The 21190-nt window shown below is 37.0% G+C and carries 17 protein-coding genes; 13 read left to right on the forward strand and 4 right to left on the reverse strand.

From position 1 onward, the window contains the following. Positions 1 to 308 (reverse strand): hypothetical protein (locus DHW03_RS19430; protein ID WP_205941000.1); only part of this gene is annotated, 308 nt, incomplete at its 3' end. A 743-nt stretch (positions 309 to 1051) separates the two neighbouring features. On the opposite strand from DHW03_RS19430, the gene DHW03_RS11690 reads away from it, so the two are divergent. From DHW03_RS11690 to DHW03_RS11740, 11 genes are all read left to right on the forward strand, one after another. Beyond that, on the forward strand, positions 1052 to 1981 hold the full coding sequence (locus DHW03_RS11690; RefSeq protein ID WP_109926039.1) for an outer membrane protein assembly factor BamD: 930 nt from the start codon (positions 1052 to 1054) through the stop codon (positions 1979 to 1981). A 3-nt stretch (positions 1982 to 1984) separates the two neighbouring features. Then, positions 1985 to 2311, forward strand: a complete 327-nt coding sequence (locus DHW03_RS11695; RefSeq protein WP_109926040.1) for a DNA-directed RNA polymerase subunit omega — start codon at positions 1985 to 1987, stop codon at positions 2309 to 2311. A 78-nt stretch (positions 2312 to 2389) separates the two neighbouring features. Further along, entirely contained in the window at positions 2390 to 3586 is a 1197-nt protein-coding gene (gene coaBC / locus DHW03_RS11700) for a bifunctional phosphopantothenoylcysteine decarboxylase/phosphopantothenate--cysteine ligase CoaBC (protein WP_109926041.1), read from the forward strand. Then, positions 3583 to 4473, forward strand: coding sequence for a type IX secretion system protein PorD (gene porD / locus DHW03_RS11705; protein WP_109926042.1), 891 nt, complete (start codon positions 3583 to 3585; stop codon positions 4471 to 4473). Before coaBC ends, porD begins: the two co-directional genes overlap by 4 nt. Positions 4474 to 4781: 308 nt before the next feature. Beyond that, complete coding sequence (locus DHW03_RS11710; RefSeq protein ID WP_109926043.1) at positions 4782 to 5153, forward strand: BlaI/MecI/CopY family transcriptional regulator; 372 nt, start codon at positions 4782 to 4784, stop codon at positions 5151 to 5153. 76 nt (positions 5154 to 5229) lie between these two features. Continuing rightward, positions 5230 to 7119, forward strand: a complete 1890-nt coding sequence (locus DHW03_RS11715) for a M56 family metallopeptidase (RefSeq protein ID WP_109926044.1) — start codon at positions 5230 to 5232, stop codon at positions 7117 to 7119. A gap of 118 nt (positions 7120 to 7237) precedes the next feature. After that, on the forward strand, positions 7238 to 8890 hold the full coding sequence (gene recN, locus DHW03_RS11720; RefSeq protein ID WP_109926045.1) for a DNA repair protein RecN: 1653 nt from the start codon (positions 7238 to 7240) through the stop codon (positions 8888 to 8890). 35 nt (positions 8891 to 8925) lie between these two features. Beyond that, positions 8926 to 9681, forward strand: a complete 756-nt coding sequence (locus tag DHW03_RS11725; protein WP_109926046.1) for an energy transducer TonB — start codon at positions 8926 to 8928, stop codon at positions 9679 to 9681. Between the two features lie 113 nt (positions 9682 to 9794). After that, the gene (locus DHW03_RS11730; protein ID WP_109926047.1) at positions 9795 to 11018 is read left to right on the forward strand and encodes a carboxypeptidase-like regulatory domain-containing protein; all 1224 of its coding nucleotides are present in this window, start codon (positions 9795 to 9797) and stop codon (positions 11016 to 11018) included. A 94-nt stretch (positions 11019 to 11112) separates the two neighbouring features. Next, the gene (locus DHW03_RS11735) at positions 11113 to 12372 is read left to right on the forward strand and encodes a carboxypeptidase-like regulatory domain-containing protein (RefSeq protein WP_109926048.1); all 1260 of its coding nucleotides are present in this window, start codon (positions 11113 to 11115) and stop codon (positions 12370 to 12372) included. Between the two features lie 91 nt (positions 12373 to 12463). After that, on the forward strand, positions 12464 to 13531 hold the full coding sequence (locus tag DHW03_RS11740) for a PA0069 family radical SAM protein (protein ID WP_109926049.1): 1068 nt from the start codon (positions 12464 to 12466) through the stop codon (positions 13529 to 13531). 131 nt (positions 13532 to 13662) lie between these two features. Here DHW03_RS11740 and DHW03_RS11745 read toward each other — a convergent pair whose 3' ends face one another. The 3 genes from DHW03_RS11745 to DHW03_RS11755 form a co-directional block, all read right to left on the reverse strand. Then, positions 13663 to 16215, reverse strand: coding sequence for an ATP-dependent Clp protease ATP-binding subunit (locus DHW03_RS11745; protein ID WP_109926050.1), 2553 nt, complete (start codon positions 16213 to 16215; stop codon positions 13663 to 13665). Positions 16216 to 16821: 606 nt separating this feature from the next. Next, positions 16822 to 17286 (reverse strand): hypothetical protein, encoded by a 465-nt coding sequence (locus tag DHW03_RS11750; RefSeq protein ID WP_109926051.1) that lies wholly within the window; start codon positions 17284 to 17286, stop codon positions 16822 to 16824. 18 nt (positions 17287 to 17304) lie between these two features. Next, entirely contained in the window at positions 17305 to 17730 is a 426-nt protein-coding gene (locus DHW03_RS11755; protein WP_109926052.1) for a hypothetical protein, read from the reverse strand. Positions 17731 to 18148: 418 nt separating this feature from the next. On the opposite strand from DHW03_RS11755, the gene DHW03_RS11760 reads away from it, so the two are divergent. Together DHW03_RS11760 and ettA are read left to right on the forward strand one after the other, a co-directional pair. After that, positions 18149 to 18781 carry a Crp/Fnr family transcriptional regulator gene (locus DHW03_RS11760; RefSeq protein WP_109926053.1) on the forward strand — a complete coding sequence of 211 codons (633 nt, stop codon included), beginning with the start codon at positions 18149 to 18151 and terminating at the stop codon, positions 18779 to 18781. Between the two features lie 222 nt (positions 18782 to 19003). Further along, complete coding sequence (gene ettA / locus DHW03_RS11765) at positions 19004 to 20683, forward strand: energy-dependent translational throttle protein EttA (RefSeq protein ID WP_109926054.1); 1680 nt, start codon at positions 19004 to 19006, stop codon at positions 20681 to 20683. The last annotated feature ends 507 nt before the right edge of the window (positions 20684 to 21190 follow it).

A 21190-nucleotide genomic window follows, 5' to 3' on the forward strand; every position in this document is an offset into this window, starting at 1 on the left:
CATCCGCCGTTCCGGTCTTTTTTTCCCTTCCTTTCGGTTGGGAGTGCAAAGGTAGGAATCTTTTCCGAACTTCCAAATAAAATGTTTTTATTTTTTCGTCCCGCTTCTTCCCGCCACATGCCTTCAATCTCGCCCCCTCTCAAGGGCTTCCCGTTCCTTCCGAACCGGGTTGCAAAGGTAAGAACTTTTTCCCCTTCTCCAAGAACTATTTGAAAATAATTCTTGATCCCTCTCAGCCTCTGTTCCCTCGTACCGTTTCCTCCGAAGCGGGATGCAAAAGTAGAAAAAATTATCGCCAGTGCAAACACATCACTGAATAAATTTGGGAAAAAGGCATAACCCAATGAAAATCAACCAGAAAAAATCAGCGGCCCATGCAAACTTTTTGAGTGAATAAGTGTTTTGGTGATTTTCGACTCTATCGTAATATCTATAGATGCCGTTATCAATGCGAATCCTGTGGAGATTAAATAATGGAATTGAGTAAATTATCGAGCAGATTAGCGATTATAGCTTGCAATATTATCGTGCTAATTTTATTCCTAGTATTGAAATGATTTTAGAATTTTACCATTGCTTGCGAATTAAGGTTTCTTTGACTACTAATATATAAGGAGTACCCAACAAAAATCGAAATATTTGCAAAAACAGTTTGCTTATACCAATAAGTACTGAATCTTTTCCAACAGGCTATAATCTTGATCTCGATTGCAACTACCGATAACGTGTTTTTTATAGTTTCTTTGATGGTTAGGCGGCACGATTTGCAACTGTTGGTTTGGGAAACTGAATGATGTTAACTAAACCCGACCCTAATGGAAAACACGCATCCCGATTTTCTCGGGAGCGGATTTGTAATGAGGGCGGGACTATCCTTATATAGTAGTACGGGTTTTGCTTTTCTAAAAAAAATGGAACAGGCGTTTGCTAATTGATTGGTATGGTGTAATGTTAAAAATTGTTAATGGTTATATTGGACTGAATTGCTTTGCATAGCTTAGTGGCCAATTGTTTTTATTGATGTTATCGTATTATTAATTATCTTTGCAGAATGTTTAAAGTTAAACACTTAATTATTTTAGTATTTGTCGCCGCTTTGGGTATGGCGGGTTGTAAGAGTCGTTTCGAGAAATTGAGGGCTAGTAATGACGTAGCTAAAAAATACCAAGAGGCGCTTCGTTTATACAATAAACGGGATTATAGTAAAGCATTGGTGCTTTTTGAGGATTTATCTCAGAAGTATCGTGGCCGTGCGGAAGCTGAAGATTTGAATTATTATTATGCTTATACTTTATATAGATTAAGCGATTATACCACTGCAAGATACCAGTTTAAAAGCTTTGCAGATACTTACCCAGCGAGTAAAAATGCGGAAGAAGCTCGTTACATGGGCGCTTATTGCTACTATTTAGAATCGCCAACTTTTTCGTTAGATCAAGAAAACACTTATAAGGCTATAGATGCTTTACAGTTGTTTGTGAATTTATACCCAACAAGTGATCGGGCTGCTGCTGCAAGTAAATATATTGCTGATTTAAGAGGAAAACTTGAAGATAAGGCTTTTGAAAATGCTAAAATGTATTTAACTACTGGCCCAAGTAATGTTGACAATTACAGAGCTGCAGTTATTGCTTTGAAAAATGCTCAACGAGATTTTCCAGATATTAAGTATGCTGAGGAAATGGATTTCTTGATGATCAAAGCACAGTATTTGTATGCCAAAAATAGTTACGTTTTCCGTCAGGAAGATCGTTACAATGAGGCGACAGCTTTATACACTGAATTTAATGAAAATCACCCTGATAGCAAGTTTGCCAGAGAGGCAAAACAAGTGAAACAGGATATTGATGCTGGTTTGATTGTTACTAAACAAGAACTTGCAGACTTTGCTGTTGAACAGGCAAAATACAAAGAAATGTTGATTAGAACTGGAAAGCTAAAAGACACTACAGTTAACAAAACGGATATTAAAAACAAGTAATACATGAATACTAACAAACCTGCTGTACCGAATACTACTGTTACCAGAAATGTACACGATTTAGATAAAACTACAGATAACCTTTACGAATCTTTAGTTGTGATTGCTAAAAGAGCAAACCAGATTTCAAATAACATGAAAGAGGAATTGCATGGTAAATTAGCAGAATTTGCTTCTAGCAATGATAACTTAGAAGAGATCTTTGAAAATCGTGAGCAAATTGAAATCAGCAAGCATTACGAACGTATGCCTAAGCCTGTTTTGGTTGCTATTGATGAATTTTTGAATGAAAAAATTTATCACAGAAATCCATCTAAAGAACAAAAGTAACAGCAGAAGCGCAAGACGTTTAGCGCATGGCGTTTTTATGCATTAGGCGCCTTGCTATATGCCCTAAACTGATGCTCCATGCTCAACAATAAAAACATAATTCTTGGCGTTTGCGGTAGCATTGCAGCTTACAAATCGGCCTTTTTGGTTAGATTGTTGGTTAAAGCTGGTGCAAACGTTAAGGTTATTCTTACCCAGGATGGTGCTAATTTCATTACACCACTTACCCTCGCTACGCTTTCTAAAAATCCAGTTTACACGCAATACTTCGAAGAAGAAACCGGTGTATGGAGTAATCATGTTGAATTGGGCCTTTGGGCTGATTTAGTGATTGTTGCACCCATAAGCGCAAATACACTGGCAAAATTAGCCACTGGCATTTGCGATAACTTGTTAACTGCGGTTTACCTCTCTGCAAAATGCCCGGTATATGTGGCACCCGCGATGGATTTAGACATGTGGAAGCATGAGGCTACGCAAAATAACATTCAAACTATAACTGGTTTTGGCAATACGGTAATTGAACCTGGAACCGGGGAACTGGCTAGCGGGCTTCATGGTGCTGGGCGCATGGCAGAGCCTGAAGAAATTGTGGCTTTCCTTGAGCATGCACTAAAAAAGTCGATGCCGTTTTTTGGTAAAAAGGTTATGGTAACTGCTGGCCCTACTTATGAGGCGATTGACCCGGTTCGTTTTATTGGTAATCATTCTTCTGGTAAAATGGGATTTGCTTTGGCGGACGAATTGGCAAAGCTTGGTGCTGAGGTGACTTTGATTGCTGGACCCACGAGTGAGAAAAGTACCGAAGCCTTAACCAGAATTGATGTGATCAGTGCCCAAGATATGTTTAATGCTTGCAATGCGAATTTCGAACAAAGCGATGTTACTATCATGTGCGCTGCTGTGGCCGATTACAGACCAAAGATGATTGCGGAGCAAAAAATTAAAAAGCAGGAAAGCGATTTTAATTTAGCGCTAGAGAAAACGGTAGATATTTTAGCTTCCATGGGTAAAATTAAGAAGCCTGAACAAATTTTGGTTGGCTTCGCCCTAGAAACCAACGATGAGGAGAATTATGCCAAGGGAAAACTAGAAAGGAAAAATTTGGATTTGGTTGTATTAAATTCCTTAAACGATAAAGGAGCGGGTTTTAAATCAGATACAAATAAAATTACTATTTTTAGCAGGGCATTAGAGCGTACTGTTTTTGATGTGAAATCGAAAAATGAAGTTGCAAAAGATATTTGTAATGCCATTTTAAAACTTATAAAATGATAAAACGAATTGTTTTTTTTCTTCTTTTGATTGGTTTTGGAAAACTCAATGCTCAAGAATTGAATGCTAGGGTACAACTTTTGGCACCACAGGTTTCTAACATTAGCAAGCCAACTTTAGAAGCACTGCAAAAAACCATTCGCGATTTTTTGAATAATAACAAGTTTAGCAACGAAAGCTACAAACCACAGGAAAGAATTGACTGTAATTTTGTCATCACCATAACTTCGTGGGATGGTGGTTCGGGTTATGCTGCAGAAGCTCAAATTCAAAGCAGCAGGCCGGTTTTTAACAGTTCGTACAATAGCACCTTGCTGAATATGAGCGATAAGAATTTCGACTTTAGCTTTAATGATGGATCTACCATAGATTTTTCAGATCAGAATTACATTTCTAACATCAGTGCCCTGCTATCTTACTATGCCTATACCATAATTGGCTTGGATAAGGATAGCTTTAGCAAAATGGGTGGTACGCCATATTTTAAGAAAGCCCAAAATATTATTAACCTAGCGCAAGCTTCTGGCAATACGGGTTGGAAAGCTGCCGATGGTTTACGTAACCGTTTTTGGTTTAATGAGAATGCGCTTAATCCGGTTTTTAGTGAACTTAGATCATTCATTTATAGTTATCACTTAAGTGGTTTAGACCAGCTGACGGATAACGATAAGGGCTTAGGTCAAATCGTTTCTGCGCTGCCCGCTCTTCAACAAATGGACAAACAGAAGCTTGGCTCTATATTTCCAAATGTTTATTTTGCATCAAAAGCGGAAGAAATTACCAACGTGCTGTCGAAATTGAATGGACAAGAACGAGCAAAAGCGTACAACATGCTTGCCGAAATCGATCCTGCGAACATTGGAAAATACGAGGCTTTAAGGAAATAAACAGTTACGGATTACCCAAAAATTTTTTCAAGCACTAATATCTAATAGCCCTCCGAAAATTTTACTGAGGATTTCAATGTTGTGCCTCAATTTGCCAAGCCTTCGCCATGTGCCGAGCTGGGAAGATTTGCTTATTGGTTGTAGTACTTAGTCCATTCAAAGGGTTTTAACCCTTCCCCCCCTTTACACGCTCTAGTGCAATTTTAAATTATCCCCTGTATCATAATTAAAAAAAATGTTAAAATATTTTGATTATACGAATATCTTCGTACATTTACATACGAAATAATTCGTACAACTGTAACAATATGACGAGTAGCAACATCAAACCCACTGAAGGAGAAATGGAAATTTTGCAGGTGCTGTGGCAAAAAGGCCTAGCAACTGTGAGAGAAGTGCATGAATCGCTGAACAAAAAAGACTCTGGATATACCACAACGCTTAAACTTATGCAGATTATGCATGAAAAGGGCATGGTAGAGCGGGATACAAATCAGAAAACGCACATTTACAAGGCCATTGTTAATCGAGATAAAACGGAGAAACAGTTGGTTAACAAAATGATTGACAATGTATTTAATGGATCGGCAGCAAGGTTAGTGATGCAGGCTTTAGGAAACCATAGTGCGAGTGCTGATGAAATTGACGAGATCAAAAAATATTTAGACAGTCTAAAATAAAATGGCTTAGGATTGAATGGTGTGGGTTTGGATCCCTCTATGAACAATTAAAAACTCGAACAGAAAAATTATTACTATGGAAACTTTAGTTCAACAATTTATTAAGGCATTTGGCTGGAGCATTTTAAACTCCTTGTGGCAAAGTGCTATCGTTTACGGTAGTTTGTTTATCGTTTTATTTAGCCTACCCAAATTGGCCGCCAAATACAAACACAATTTGGCTTTCGGCTCCATATTAATGATGTTCGCTGGATTTGCTTATAACTTAATCCACCAGTTGCTAGAGCGTACAACCGAACCGATATCCGCTACCAACTTTCAGAATCTTCAAGCTTACGCTTATTTCAACAACATGCCGCAAAGCTTTAGCAGCAAGGCTGAGCAATATTTCCCAGTTGTGGTGGCATTCTATATCATCGGAATTGTGTTACAACTTTTCGTTATTGTTAAAGGCTACAGTCAATTATCCAGATTTAAAAAACAAAGCTTAAGTGCGATTCCGGATCGTTGGCAGGAGCTATTTATTCAAGTTACGTCGAATCTAAAAATTAATAAAACCATTAAGTTTCACCTATCTGCAATTGTAAACGTGCCGTTGGTTATTGGCTATTTAAAACCAGTTGTTTTATTCCCTTTGGCCTTAGTGAATCAATTGGATGAAGAACAGGTGGAAGCGATATTGATCCATGAACTTTCTCACATCCGCAGAAACGATTTCTTATTAAACTTGATTAAAACTGCCGTTGAGAACTTGCTTTTCTTTAACCCTTTTGTTTGGCTAGCGGGCAGATTTATACACATAGAAAGAGAACACGCTTGTGACGATTTGGTATTGAAAATTACGGGCAAGCCTTTGAATTATGCTCATGCCCTATTGAAATTAGAATTACTTAAAGAAAAAAATAGTCCTGCTTATGCTTTAGCCGCAACAGGCAAAACCCAAAACCTATATCAACGTATTAAAAGAATTACCAACATGAAAACCAATTACTTAAATGCCAAACAGCAAATGGCGGCCTTAACATTGGGTATTGCCTGCCTGTTTTCAATCGCGTGGATTAATCCTGCGGAGCGCAAAACGACAACGAAAAAAATCGTTAAAGAAAACAAATCTCTATCAATCCTGGAAACCTATAATAAATCGACCGTTTATTTAGACACAACCAAAAAGAATAAAATTAAAATTGTAACGATTGATGCAAATGGCAATAAAAAAGAATACAACTCTGTGAAAGAGATGCCCGACAGCTTGAGGAAAGATTTTTACCGAGATCAACTTTTTCAAGGGAATCAGGTTTACAGACTAAATTTAGACACCGCTTTCAAGTTTAGAGATTCTCTATTTCAAGCCAAAATATACCGCGAATTTAGTTCGCCCGAAGCACAACAGAAATGGAAGAAATTTGGGGAAGATGTAGCCAAAACGTACAACTCTCCTGAGGCACAGGCCAAATGGAAAAAATTTGGAGAAGATTTCGCTAAGAAATTTAACTCGCCAGAAGCTCAAGCCAAATGGAAGAAAATGGGTGAAGAAATGGCAAAGAAAATGAATTCTCCTGAAGAACAAGCCAAATGGAAAAAAATGAGTGAGGATATGGCTAAAGAATTCAGTTCGCCAGAGGCACAGGAAAAATGGAGAAAAATTGGATTAGAGATGTCGGCAAAGGTGAACAGTCCCGAATTCAGAGCCCAAATAGAAGGGTTGAAAATTCAAATGAAAGACTTTGATGGTCGAAAAATGCTATCCCTATCTGGCACAAATTTAGATTCGATAGGTAAGTTACGCAGCTTAAATTTAGATTCTGACGGGCAAGTACTTTTTCTTCAAGAGGGTGCATCGAGAAAAGTGAGGGAATCTGACGAGTACAAAAAACTTAAAGAGCGTTTTAATCGGGAAGTGAAAGAACTTCAAGAAAAAATGGAGAAAAAAGAGAAAAAGGATAAACCAGAACGACGAGAACAATAACCACAATTAAACCAAATAGATTAAAACGGTGAAGGAAAAATCTTCGCCGTTTTTTGTTTCAAAAAAACCCAATGGATATTCCAACCTACGAGGTTAAATGTTTATTTTCGTAGTCTCTATGCTACAAAAACTTTCAATACGAAATTACGCTTTAATAGATAGTCTGGACATTGAATTTGATCAAGGCTTAAATATTATTACGGGTGAAACTGGTGCTGGTAAATCCATCATTTTGGGTGCGCTATCTTTAATTTTAGGGCAACGTGCAGAAAGCAAGTACTTTTTCAACCAAGATAAAAAATGCGTTATAGAAGGTTCTTTCTCTTTAGGTGACGAAAACTTAAAAAGTCTTTTTGAAGAACATGATGTGGATTTCTTTAACGAAAGTACGCTCCGCAGAGAAATTTCAATTGACGGTAAATCGAGATCTTTCATAAATGATACGCCGGTAAACCTTTCGATATTAAAGCAAATTGGAGAGAAATTAATCGATATCCATTCGCAACATGCCACGCAGGAAATTAACGATGCCGATTTTCAGTTGTTGATTGTTGATTCTCTAGCGAACCATAATGCATTGCTTTTTGATTATCGGACTGGCTTCAAAAAACTCAAACTAGAAAGTAATCGATTAAAAAAACTAATTGCGGATGCCAATGAGGCCAGAAGCAAGCAGGATTATGAGCAATTTCTGTTTAACGAGCTGGAGCGAGCTAATCTGAAAGCGCATGAGCAAGAAGAGTTAGAGCAGGAATTAGAACGCTTAACCCATGCCGAAAGCATAAAACGGGCACTTTTAACAGCCTCAGGTTTACTTAATGAAACTGAACCTTCAGCCTTGCAAATGCTCAAAGAGGCGCAACTCCAGCTACAAGGCATTGAAAAGTTCGACCCATCAATAAACAGCTTGTACGAAAGATTGCGTTCTTCAATTATCGAAATTAAAGACATTGCCGATGAAATTGCTGCAATAGAAGCCGATACATTACATAGTGCCGAGCGCTTGGATGTGATCAATCAGCGCTTAGATTTGTTGTATTCTTTACAGCAGAAACATCGCGTTGCGGATAATACAGAATTGCTTGAACTGCAAAAGCAACTCGAGAACAATTTAAATCAGCTTCTATCTTCTGACGAAACGATTGAGCAACTTACCAAAGAGATAGAACAACTTAAAGTTGAACTCCAAAAGAAAGCAAATCAACTTAGTTTAAATCGCAAAAAAGCCATAAAAACTGTAGAAGAACAAAACAGCCAAACTTTAAAAAATGTAGGCATGCCAAATGCAAAATTGGTCTTAAACCAACAGGCTCTACAAGATCTTGGCAAAGATGGTTTGGATGAAATCAATTTACTTTTTACAGCCAACGCTGGTCAGGCTCCTGCCCCTGTAAATAAGGTAGCCTCTGGAGGTGAGTTGTCAAGACTGATGCTTTCTATAAAAGCTTTGTTGGCCAAACATACTTCTCTACCCACCATAATATTTGATGAGATAGACACAGGTATCTCAGGAGAAACCGCCTTGAAAGTTGGTGAGGTAATTGCTCAATTGGGGCATAATATGCAAGTGATTTCCATTACGCACCTCCCTCAAATTGCTGCCAAAGGCTTGTCTCATTACTTTGTTTACAAAAATGAAGATGGTGGTAAAACCACAACGGGTATTCGAAAACTTAAGCAAGAAGAAAGAATTGAGGTGCTTGCAGAAATGTTAAGTGGCAAAAATCCTGGGGCATCGGCTATCGAAAATGCAAAGGAATTGTTAGCATAGTTTGTGGAATCGAGAATTAAATTCATCCTAAAGATATGAAACATTTGATTCTAATCCTTTTAACTGGTTTAACGCTTCAAGCAAAATCACAAACCTTGAAAGATACTTTGATAACCTACATTGATACCATCAATGTTAATGGAAAGGTAGTGAACCAAAATGGCGCCGTTGTTAAAGATGCAGTCATCATATTTGGAAATGACCAAACGACTAAATCTGATAAAAATGGTTTGTTCAGAATTGTTGGGTTTAAGCCCAATAATAGCATTATCGTCGATTCTAACCAAGGAACATCGTATCTAAACCGTGTTTCTAGTCGGTATTTATTGGTTAGGCTAGCACCTTCTCCAATTGTTGAAATGAATGCAGATCAAACTCAAATCTTAATAGCTGCAAGAAAATTAAATGAAAAACCAAAATACAGGCAGCTATCTCCAAATTCAAAAACTAAAGTATATGATTTTGATGGCGGGTACGGCATGGGAGATCGTAAAGCTGAATACCCTGGAGGTGCAAGACAGCTGTATAAGTTCCTCAGCGAAAATATAATTTACCCAAAAAAAGCGGTGCAAAACTCTATGGAAGGTCTAGTTACCGTAGAGTTTGTGATAAATGCTAAAGGATTTCCAGAAAATTTCCTCGTAACAAAGGATATAGGATATGGCTGTGCAGAGGAAGTTATTAAGGCACTAAAAATTATGAGCAGATGGAATCCCGGCATCAGAAATGGTAAACCTATTAGAGACGTTTATTCCGTTGATGTTCCATTTAAGTTGCTAGGAAAAGTTTAGGCCTTACTGATTTTAGGGGTGCTAAAAAAATTGATTATACTGCTAGCGGATTCTTTAATAAAAGATTCTTAATCTAAATTATTCAAACTAGAAAATTAGTTTATATTTGAATAATGAAAAAAATCCCTATTTTATTGTTTCTATTGTTGTGCTTTGTTGAAACCTTTGCTCAGCAAAATCTCAGTTTGAGTGGTTCTGTAAAAGATAAAAAAGGTGAGGCTTTACCGGGCGCTGGCATTTATGTGAGTGGATATAAAATTGCCACCTCTACCAATAATGATGGAGAATACATTTTAAACTTAAAACCCGGGAATTACGACATCCTTGTTCAGCTGATTGGATTTAAAGCTGTAAATAAAAATGTTGTAATGATAGATAAACCTGTGAAACTAAATTTCATATTGGAGGAGAGTGTAACGCAGCTAGCGGAAGTTACCATAAAACCAGATCCCAATAGAGAAAACTACATCAACACTTTTAAAACCTATTTTATTGGCAACACGCCAAATGCTGAAAACTGCAAAATTCTTAATCCACAGGTTTTGAGGATAGATTTTAGTAAGGAAGAAGGCATCCTAAAAGTAAAAACAGAGGAGTTTTTGATCATCGAAAATAAAGCACTAGGCTATAAGATTAAATATTTAATCAATGATTTTCAGTACGATTTTAGGGCGAGAATTATTTACTACGAGGGTTATCCAACCTATGAAGATTTACCTGGTTCTCTTTCTAGGAAGAAAAAATGGGCGGCAAAAAGATTAGAAGCCTATCATGGTTCTGCACAACATTTTTTTACTTCACTTTTTAATCATTCTTCGTTGGAGGAAGGTTTCGTAATCAATAAACTGATTAGAAAACCCAATACGGAAAGACCATCTGACAGTATCATTAACGCAAACATAAAACGCTTGATGAAAGCTCAGAACGGAACACTGCGCATAAATACCCATGAACAGGATTCTTTGAGCTACTGGATTGCAAAGAGAAATTTACTAAAAGGTATCTCTGTGTTAAATAGAACCCAGATTTCACCTGATACTTTGGTGCACAATTTTAACCAGAACATTAAAAGTATAGATTTCAACGATGTGTTGTATATCATCTATACTAAGGAAAAAGAAAACGAGGCCTTTTCCAGTAGAATGGGTCAATCTATTGCTCGACCATTAGACATGCCCAACTACCAAGTTTCGTTGATCAATCTATCGATTAGGCCGGTATATTTTTATAAAAATGGCTCCGTTTACAATACAAGATCAATGCTTTATGAGGGGTATTGGGCTTGGGAAAAAGTTGCAGATAGCGTGCCAATGGATTATTTGCCTCCCACAAAGTAAAACCATGCCTGTTATATCGTTTTAGAATGTTAAAATTGTTAAAATTCCTTTTTCATTTTCCTAAATATTAAGGCTTTTGGCTACATTCGTCTCCATGATTAAGCGTCTTTTAGTATCCCTCCTACTTCTTATTCTGGCTAACAATTCATTTGCTCAAAATACCTATGCCATTACAGGGATAGTTCGCGATAAGAAAGACGGCTTGCCTGGTGCAAGCATTTATTTAAGCGGTTATAAAATAGCAACCGTTGCAGATAATGATGGCAGGTTTAAACTCGGCAATTTGAAACCGGGAAGCTATGATTTATTGGTTCAATTGGTTGGCTACTTACCCTTCTCAAAAAGCGTAATCATTTCCGATCAATCTGTACAGGTTGATTTGGTGCTGAAAGAAAATATTGCCCAATTGGATGAAGTGGTTATCCGTGCAGACCCAAACAGACAAAAATACATCAATCAGTTTAAGGAGTTTTTTATTGGTAAAACGCCAAATGCACTCCAATGCAAAATATTGAACCCACAGGTTTTAAATGTAGATTTTGATGTTACAAACAGTACGCTAACCGTTAGCACTACCGAATTTTTAGTGGTCGAAAATAAAGCCTTGGGTTATCGGTTGAAATACATGCTCGATCATTTTGAATATAATTCTCGAACGCACATCATTTATTACTCCGGTCATCCATTTTTTGAAGAATTGAAAGCCACCGCAGCCAAAAAGAAAAAATACATTGCAGCAAGAGAGGTCGCTTATTACGGCTCTTCGCAACATTTCTTTAAATCATTGTATCAAAATAAAGCTCAGGATGAGGGCTATATCATTACCAAAATGATTAAAATTCCAAATCCAAACCGCTATCCGGAACATGTGATTAATGAGAATTTAAGAAAAATAAAAACCTTGCCCGAAAAGACCGGAATAAGAAAAACCGCTGGGAAAATTGATACTGCGCTCCTATCCTTTTGGACCAAACAAAGAGATATGCCGAAAACAATCGATAAGTTTAGTCGGGCAGAATTATTAACCGATACGTTGGTGCATTACTACAACCAAAACTTGAAATGGCTAGATTATACGGATGCACTATGCGTACAATACACGAAAGAAAAAGAATCTTTGGCCTATTCAAAATCAGGTTTTTGGGTTTTTAGACCGTTGGATGTTCCAGAAAATGAAATATCAGTAATTAATTTATTGCAAGCACCTGTTCGCTTTTATGAAAATGGAGGCATTTACGATTCTAGATCATTACTTTTTGAAGGCTATTGGGCCTACGAAAAAGTAGCAGATATGGTTCCTATGGACTACATACCACTACCGAAAGCTAATGCCAAATCCTTAGTCGCAAATTAGCGCTAGATTAAGGCTATCTAACATGCCAAAACTGTAGAACAAACTTTTCAACAATAGCTCGAATTACTAAAAATATTAGTATTTTTAAGCTATGAATATTGATGCTGAAAAGCCATATTTTAAAGGTCGTGGAGCACAAGTGAACCCGCATAACAAATTTTTAAAAGATGTTTATGTGAAGGAACACGATGAGGGTATAGACGATTGGGAAGAAACCGATCATAAAACAACATTTCTATTTGATCGTTCTAAAAGCATTGTAAATAAGGTTGATAGCCCAGATGTAGGCATGGCGTATTCATTAAATCCTTATCAGGGCTGTGAGCATGGATGTACCTATTGTTATGCGAGAAACTCCCACCAATATTGGGGCTACAGTGCCGGCATAGAATTCGAACGGAAAATCATCGTGAAACAGGATGCCCCAGCGCTTTTTAAAAAGTTTTTAGAGAAAAAAGGTTGGGATGCCAGCACCATTTCGCTTTCTGGAAATACAGATTGCTACCAGCCTGCCGAACGAAAATTCAAACTCACCAGACAGCTTTTAGAAATAGCGTTAGCGTATAAGCAACCTATTGGAATGATTACCAAGAATTCACTCATCTTAAGGGATCTCGATCTTCTTTCCGAAATGGCCAAGTTAAATTTATGCATGGTTTATGTATCCATCAACAGTTTAAATGAAGATTTAAGGCAAGTTATGGAGCCTAGAACCACTTCTGCCAAACAACGATTGAGGGTTGTAGAAGAATTGAGCAAAGCAGGAATTCCGATGGGTGTAATGGTTGCGCCCCTCATTCCTGGATTAAGCGACCATGAAATTCCCAAAATTTTAAAAGCAGTTGCCCAAGCTGGGGCAATTAAAGCGGGCTATACGGTTGTACGGTTAAATGGCGCAATTGCACAGATTTTTGAAGATTGGTTGCGGAAAAATTTTCCGGATCGGTTTGACAAAGTTTGGCACATGATTCAAAGCTGTCATGGTGGAAATGTGAATGATAGTCGCTTTGGTGATCGAATGCGGGGGGATGGAAATATTGCACAAATGATTAGAGATAATTTTAGGTTACATGCAAAACGGAATGGTCTGAATATAAATGAGATAAGCTTAAACCATACTTTATTTAAAATTCCTAGCAATCAAACAAGTTTATTTTAAGCCTGTGGTTTGTTTTAAGTGATTCAAAAATGGCCCAAGCTGATCACTACAATTGAGCTCATAGAAAAGCAGGTCAAACTTTGAAAATAAATCAAAAAAAAAACTCCCGACTTTAATCGGGAGTTTGAAATTTATTTACTTGAAGAATCTTCTTCCTTTTTTGGTTCTTCCTTTTTCTTTTCGCCTTTTTTATGAACGATTGAAATTAGTTCTGTTTTTTTATCGTAGTCGATTTCTAAAACATCACCTTCGGTCAATTCTCCTTTCAGAATTTCTTCTGCAATTGGATCTTCCAAATATTTCTGAATCGCTCTTTTTAATGGACGAGCACCAAAATTACTATCAAAACCTTTGTCGGCGATATACTCTTTTGCATTTTCTGTTAATGCAATTTCGTAACCTAGTGTATGAACACGACCAAATAAAGCTTTCAATTCGATGTCGATGATTCTGAAGATCTCATCTTTACCCAAGCTGTTAAATACAACCACATCATCCACACGGTTTAAGAATTCTGGGGCGAAAGCACGTTTCAAAGCACTTTCGATAACGCCACGGCTATGAGAATCTGCTTGAGTCGTTTTTGCAGTGGTAGAGAAACCAACACCTTGTCCAAAATCTTTTAACTGTCGTGCACCGATGTTTGAAGTCATGATGATGATGGTATTTCTAAAATCAACCTTCCGACCTAAACTGTCTGTCAGTTGCCCTTCATCTAAAACTTGCAACAGAATATTAAATACATCTGGGTGCGCTTTTTCAATTTCATCCAATAAGATTACTGCGTATGGTTTTCTTCTAACTTTTTCGGTTAACTGACCACCTTCTTCGTAACCAACGTAGCCTGGAGGCGCTCCAACTAAACGTGAAACCGCAAATTTCTCCATATACTCACTCATGTCGATTTGAATTAATGAATCATCACTATCAAACATGAAACGAGCCAATTCCTTTGCTAATTCTGTTTTACCAACACCTGTTGGGCCTAAGAAAATAAATGAACCGATTGGTTTTTTAGGATCTTTTAAACCAGCTCTTGTACGTTGAATTGCTTTGGTTAATTTTTTAATGGCATCATCCTGACCGATAATTTTCTCTGCAACCTTATCGTACATGTTTAACAGCTTGGCGCTATCAGTTTGTCCGACACGTTGTACAGGAATACCAGTCATCATAGAAACCACCTCAGCTACATTGTCTTCTGATACTTCGTAGCGTTTAGTTTTCGTTTCTGCTTCCCATTCTGCTTTGGCTTTATCTAATTCTTCAATTAGATTTTTCTCCGTATCGCGAAGTTTTGCTGCTTCTTCGTATTTCTGACTACGAACAACTTTGTTTTTCTCTAACTTAATGTCTTCGATTTTAGCTTCGATATCGATGATGTTTTGAGGAACATGGATGTTCGTTAAGTGTACTCTAGAACCGGCTTCATCTAAAGCATCAATGGCTTTATCTGGTAAAAAACGATCAGAAATATAACGAGATGTTAAAGTAACACAGGCTAAAATTGCTTCATCAGTATAGGTTACACCATGGTGCTCTTCATACTTATCTTTAATACGGGTTAAAATTTCTACAGTTTCATCTGGTGTAGCTGGCTCAACCATTACTTTTTGGAAACGACGATCGAGTGCACCATCTTTCTCTATGTATTGGCGATATTCATCTAAAGTTGTAGCACCGATACATTGAATTTCTCCCCTTGCTAATGCTGGCTTGAACATATTTGAAGCGTCTAAAGAACCGGACGCGCCACCTGCTCCAACTATGGTATGAATCTCATCGATGAATAAAATTACATCTGTAGATTTTTCAAGCTCGTTCATAACGGCTTTCATTCTCTCTTCAAACTGACCACGATATTTTGTGCCAGCAACAAGGGATGCTAAATCCAAAGTAACTACACGTTTGCCAAAAAGCACACGCGAAACTTTACGTTGTACAATGCGCAGGGCTAAACCCTCTGCAATGGCCGATTTACCAACACCTGGCTCTCCAATTAAAATTGGGTTGTTCTTTTTTCTTCGAGATAAAATTTGAGACACACGCTCAATCTCTTTCTCACGACCTACGATTGGATCTAAACGACCTTCTTCTGCTGCCTTAGTTAAATCACGACCAAAATTATCGAGTACAGGGGTTTTTGATTTAATATCAGATACCTTTTTAGGGGTACTGAAACTTTCTTCTTCACGATAATCATCATCGCCGCCTGTTGAGGCGCTGTTTGAAATATCATCTCTGAAACCATTTTTGTTCACTTCTACCTCCTGTTTAAAAACATCGTAAGTAACGCCATACTGTAGTAGGATTTGTGAGGCAATATTATCATCGTCTCTTAAAACAGATAACAACAAGTGTTCTGTTCCAATTAAATCGCTTTTAAATATTTTAGCTTCTAAGTAAGTAATCTTTAAAACCTTTTCGGCCTGCTTAGTTAATGGAATATTCCCTAAGTTAACTGTAACACTCGAAGTACCACGAACAGCATCTTCAATTGAGCGGCGCAATTTACTTGTATCAACTCCTAACGATCGTAAAATTTTTATAGCCATACCATCGCCTTCGCGGATGAGGCCCAATAATAAATGTTCGGTTCCAATGTAATCATGCCCTAAGCGGAGCGCTTCCTCCCTACTAAAAGAGATTACATCTTTAACCTGTGGTGAAAATTTTGCTTCCATAATACCTTTCTTAACAGCTACGTCCCTAAACTATAAAATAAATTATAAAAAGCGACTGTACCGTTTTGTTTATTTTATCAACAATTGCGCCATATAGGTGGATAAAAGGCAGTATATATATCCCCCAACCTAAAATTACCAAAAGAATATCTTTGAGAGAACGATGTGTTTTGATATATCTATCTACGTAATAACTGTTTTATAGGTTTTAAAAGGGAATTTATTAATTACAACCCTTTTAAATTCTCATTTTGTCGGTTTATTGTAAGGATTTATTCAATTCGAATAACTGACAATTTGTAGCTTTTTAATAAAGCAATTTACAAGTTTTGACAGAAAAACAAAAAGAACGTGACATCATTTAACAAATTTCAAACAAAATTTAAATGCAATGATATTTACAATTTAAAACCCATTAGCAACTATACGAAATGAACCCTCAGAAAGTTGTTTTTGTTTTTAAGAAAACTGAGGTGTATTCTGTTTCTACTTTTCATGCAGAAACGGATCTTAAATTTCTTGGTGAAATCAAAAAAATTCATCAAAGCTTCATAAAGGAGATATACTTTTGTTTCGAGAGCGTTAATTTAGATTGGGGTGAGGTTGTTATGACCTTGCCCCTTTTGTTTGAAGATTGGTTGCCAAATCTATATAGTGGTGGCCGCTCCATGCTACATAATCCATCAGAGCTATTCCTTGTTCTTTTAAAATCCTTAACTTAACTATAAATTGAAGTATAACTCCCAGAAGTAAAAGTATTAGCTCTAGAATTTGACTAAATACAGCGAAGCCAATGATTAATAAACAGAGAACAAATTCAAAATTAATAGATATGTCATATATATAGGTAACTGTGCAATTGTCATCCTTCATAACTTTAATAGTTCCGTGATTCACCATCTTGTAATAATTGGACTTTGATGTTGAACCTAGCAAATCATCAAAGACAATTTCACCATTATTTTTCGACAGAATGTTATAGTTTCCCTTCTCCAGTTGAGAGATAATTCTGCGCTCAAGATTTTTAGCATTAGCTGTTGTAAGTCTGGAAATCCGATACCTTAACCTCATTTTTAATTTGAGTTTTTTTTAACCCAACTTATTTTCCAACTGCTTAAGGGTATATTCCAGGAGTTCAATTTGTTTTTTTTGTACTTCTACAGTATGCCGTAAACGGATGTTTTCGATTTGAAGTTCTTGCAGGTTCTTTCCGGCTTCTTCTTGTAGCTTTTTGAGTTCGAAACGACGCATAAAACCGCCTTCATTCATAAACCGCTCAACGCCAGGCTGCTTACCAATCATCGCGGGAAGGGGGTATCCTTTAACTTCACCAATTAAGAAGATGAGATCCAATTGTACGAGTAGGCTTAAATATTCGGATGCAAGGATGTTGTTACCACGGAAGATTTTGCTTACCAAATCTGTCTTTATGTACTTCTCTGTTCCAAATTCCCTTAGAATGTTGTCTAGAAGCTCGCACTTTGAAGAAGTAAGTGTTAAAGAGAGTTTGTCCATGAGCGGTTAAAGGCAAAATTTAATCTGCTAAAATCGATTTTTTATATAACAAAAGTAGTTTTCTGTTCACAAAGTTAAAATATTCTTCAAACATCTTTCAATCTATTGGCAAGATATAAAAACTTATAAGCTAAGTAAAAACGATTTCATTATAAAATTTTAAAGGTGCATTTCCATTCAGCTTTTTTAATGCTGTTTTAACATCTGTAATTGGTTGTATAGATGGAGATTTGCTCAATCTGCAAAAACCAACACAACGCTTTCTTCCATTTCCTAAGCAAAGCGCTCAAGAAAACAAAATTTTGGCAGTATAGCGTACAAATCAGGCAGGATAGTAAAGATATAATAGTTCATTTTTGAGTTACTCCATATTCGAATATGGATCATACCCTAACTAAAATATCAAAATATTTATTGCATGAGTTTTAAAGAAGAAGATCAACTTGCAATTTCTCTCCTACTGTCTTATCTAGGGCAGTATAGTACACTCTCCGAGGGCCTTGCAACCGAATACAGAAATCATTGCAGTGTATCTAAAATTAAAAAAAACAAGTTTATACTTTCTCCAATGGACAATAATAGATTTTTATACTTTATTGTTAGCGGCACTGCCCGCGGATTTATTAGAGATAGAGGAAAAGACATCACCACTTGGTTTGCCTTTCAAAATGAAATTATAGGCACCATTTGCCACCCCGATGGACAAGAAATTTACGAACAGGAATATCTTCATGCGCTTGAAGACTGCCTTCTGGTATGTATACCCCACGACTTTATGAATAGAATTTGCGAGGATTACCCTGAAGCAAACATCATTGGCAGAAAGCTGATGGCTATACAATATTTTGAGGCTTCTAAAAGATCGATTCTGGCTAGAATCACAAAGGCATCAGATCGATACAGGAAACTGACTATGGATAGTGAAAAAATTATTCGGGAAATTCCGTTGCGCTATATCGCCAGCTATTTATCCATCCGGGTAGAAACCTTAAGCAGAATTAGAAAAAAAGATTTACATAGCTCATTAAAACTCATTGATAACGTGGCTTAAGTGCTAATGTAATTAATCTTGCTTTAATTTTCGCCCCGTGATAGCGCGTGGCATTTTGGCACCTATTACCTTCTGCACTAAAAATACTGCATACTTTCCAAATCGCTTTGTAATCGGCTTGTTGTTCTTATCTTTGTTAATCAATCACTGGATCTAGTTCGAAATCCAGATTTGTCCATTTTTTAACAATTACCTTTAAAGTACTTTAAAGCAACATTTTCTATGTCAGACGAAAAAATCATTTTTTCAATGGCGGGTGTAAATAAAATTTACCCCCCACAAAAACAGGTTTTAAAAAATATTTACCTTTCTTTCTTTTACGGAGCCAAAATTGGTGTTATCGGCTTAAATGGTTCGGGTAAGTCATCATTATTAAAAATTATAGCAGGTTTAGATAAATCATATCAAGGAGAGGTGGTTTTTTCACCAGGCTTTTCTGTGGGTTATCTTGCTCAAGAACCTATTTTAGATCCAGAAAAAACAGTTCGGGAAGTGGTAGAAGAAGGTGTTACCGAAGTAACTGCCATTTTAAAAGAATATGAAGAAGTAAATGAAGCTTTTGGATTAGAAGAAAACTATTCCGATCCGGATGCTATGGATAAATTAATGGCAAGACAAGGCGAATTGCAAGACAAAATTGATGCTTTAGGTGCTTGGGAAATCGATTCTAAGCTGGAAAGAGCAATGGATGCATTGCGTTGCCCTGATCCGGAAACAAAAATCGGTGTGCTTTCCGGTGGAGAACGTCGCAGGGTGGCCATGTGCCGCTTACTTTTACAGCATCCTGATGTTTTACTTTTGGATGAGCCAACCAACCACTTGGATGCAGAAAGTATCGATTGGTTGGAGCAATTCTTGAAAAATTATGAAGGTACTGTTATTGCCGTTACCCACGATAGATATTTCTTAGATAATGTGGCTGGATGGATATTAGAGCTTGATCGTGGAGAAGGTATTCCATGGAAAGGTAATTATAGCAGTTGGTTAGATCAGAAAGCAAAACGTTTATCGCAAGAGGAGAAAACAGAAAGTAAACGCCAGAAAACTTTAGAGCGCGAGCTTGAATGGGTAAGAATGGCTCCAAAGGCTCGTCATGCAAAATCTAAAGCCCGTTTGGCAAATTATGATAAGCTCGCCTCGGAGGATGGAAAAGAAAGAGAAGATAAATTGGAACTTTTTATCCCAGCTGGCCCTCGTTTGGGTAATGTTGTAATTGAAGCCACCAACGTAACAAAAGCATACGGCGATAAAGTGCTGTTTGATAACTTAAATTTCTCTTTACCCCCTGCTGGTATTGTTGGTATTATTGGCCCCAATGGTGCGGGTAAAACCACTTTGTTCAGATTAATTACAGGGCAAGAGGAAGCTGATGCAGGAACTTTCCGAGTGGGTGAAACCGTAGAATTGGGTTATGTAGATCAAATGCACAACGATTTAGATTCGGATAAAACGGTGTATGAAAACATTACCGATGGTTTAGACAACATACAATTGGGAACTAAAGCCGTAAATGGCCGTGCCTATGTTTCTAAATTTAACTTTAACGGTGGAGATCAACAGAAAAAAGTTGGAATTTTATCTGGAGGGGAGCGTAATCGAGTTCATTTGGCCATCACCTTAAAAAAAGGAGCAAACGTTCTTTTGCTGGATGAGCCTACTAACGATATCGACGTTAACACCTTGAGAGCCTTGGAAGAGGCATTAGAAAACTTTGGTGGTTGTGCGGTAGTAATTAGTCACGATAGGTGGTTTTTAGATCGAATTTGTACGCATATTTTGGCTTTCGAGGGCAATTCAGAAGTTTATTTCTTTGAGGGAAATTATTCTGATTATGAAGAAAATCGCAAAAAACGCTTGGGGGATGTTACACCTAAGAGAATTAGATACAAAAAGCTAAGCTAAAATAATAGTTGGTGTCCAATCAGAAAAATTCAACAGCCTTGAAAATATCTGCTTGGACACCTGTTAAATTTTTATCCAAACAGTGGAAAATTGCAGTTTTTGTTATTGCAAGGCTGATAAAGGATTAAAAATCCTTGGCTTTAATTGCTGGTCGAGATTTGTAATCTCGTCCTAGCAATCTGTGGATTTATAATCCACTAAAAACCAGAAATCCCTGAATTAGATACAAAAAGCTAAGCTAAAATAATAGTTAAAGTTTTATCTAAACAGTAGAAAATTGCAGTTGTTGTTATTGCAAGCCTGATAAAGGATTAAAAATCCTTGGCTCACAAGACGGGCTTGCAAACCCCGACTAACAAAAGCTTGATCAAGGATTTTTAATTGCTGGTCGAGATTTGTAATCTCGTCCTATCAATCTGTGGATTTGTAATCCACTAAAAACCAGAAATCCCTGAATTAGATACGAAAAGCTAAGCTAAAATAATAGTTAAATTTTTATCTAAACAG

The sequence above is a fragment of the Pedobacter yonginensis genome (assembly GCF_003173595.1).
Taxonomy (GTDB): domain Bacteria; phylum Bacteroidota; class Bacteroidia; order Sphingobacteriales; family Sphingobacteriaceae; genus Pedobacter; species Pedobacter yonginense.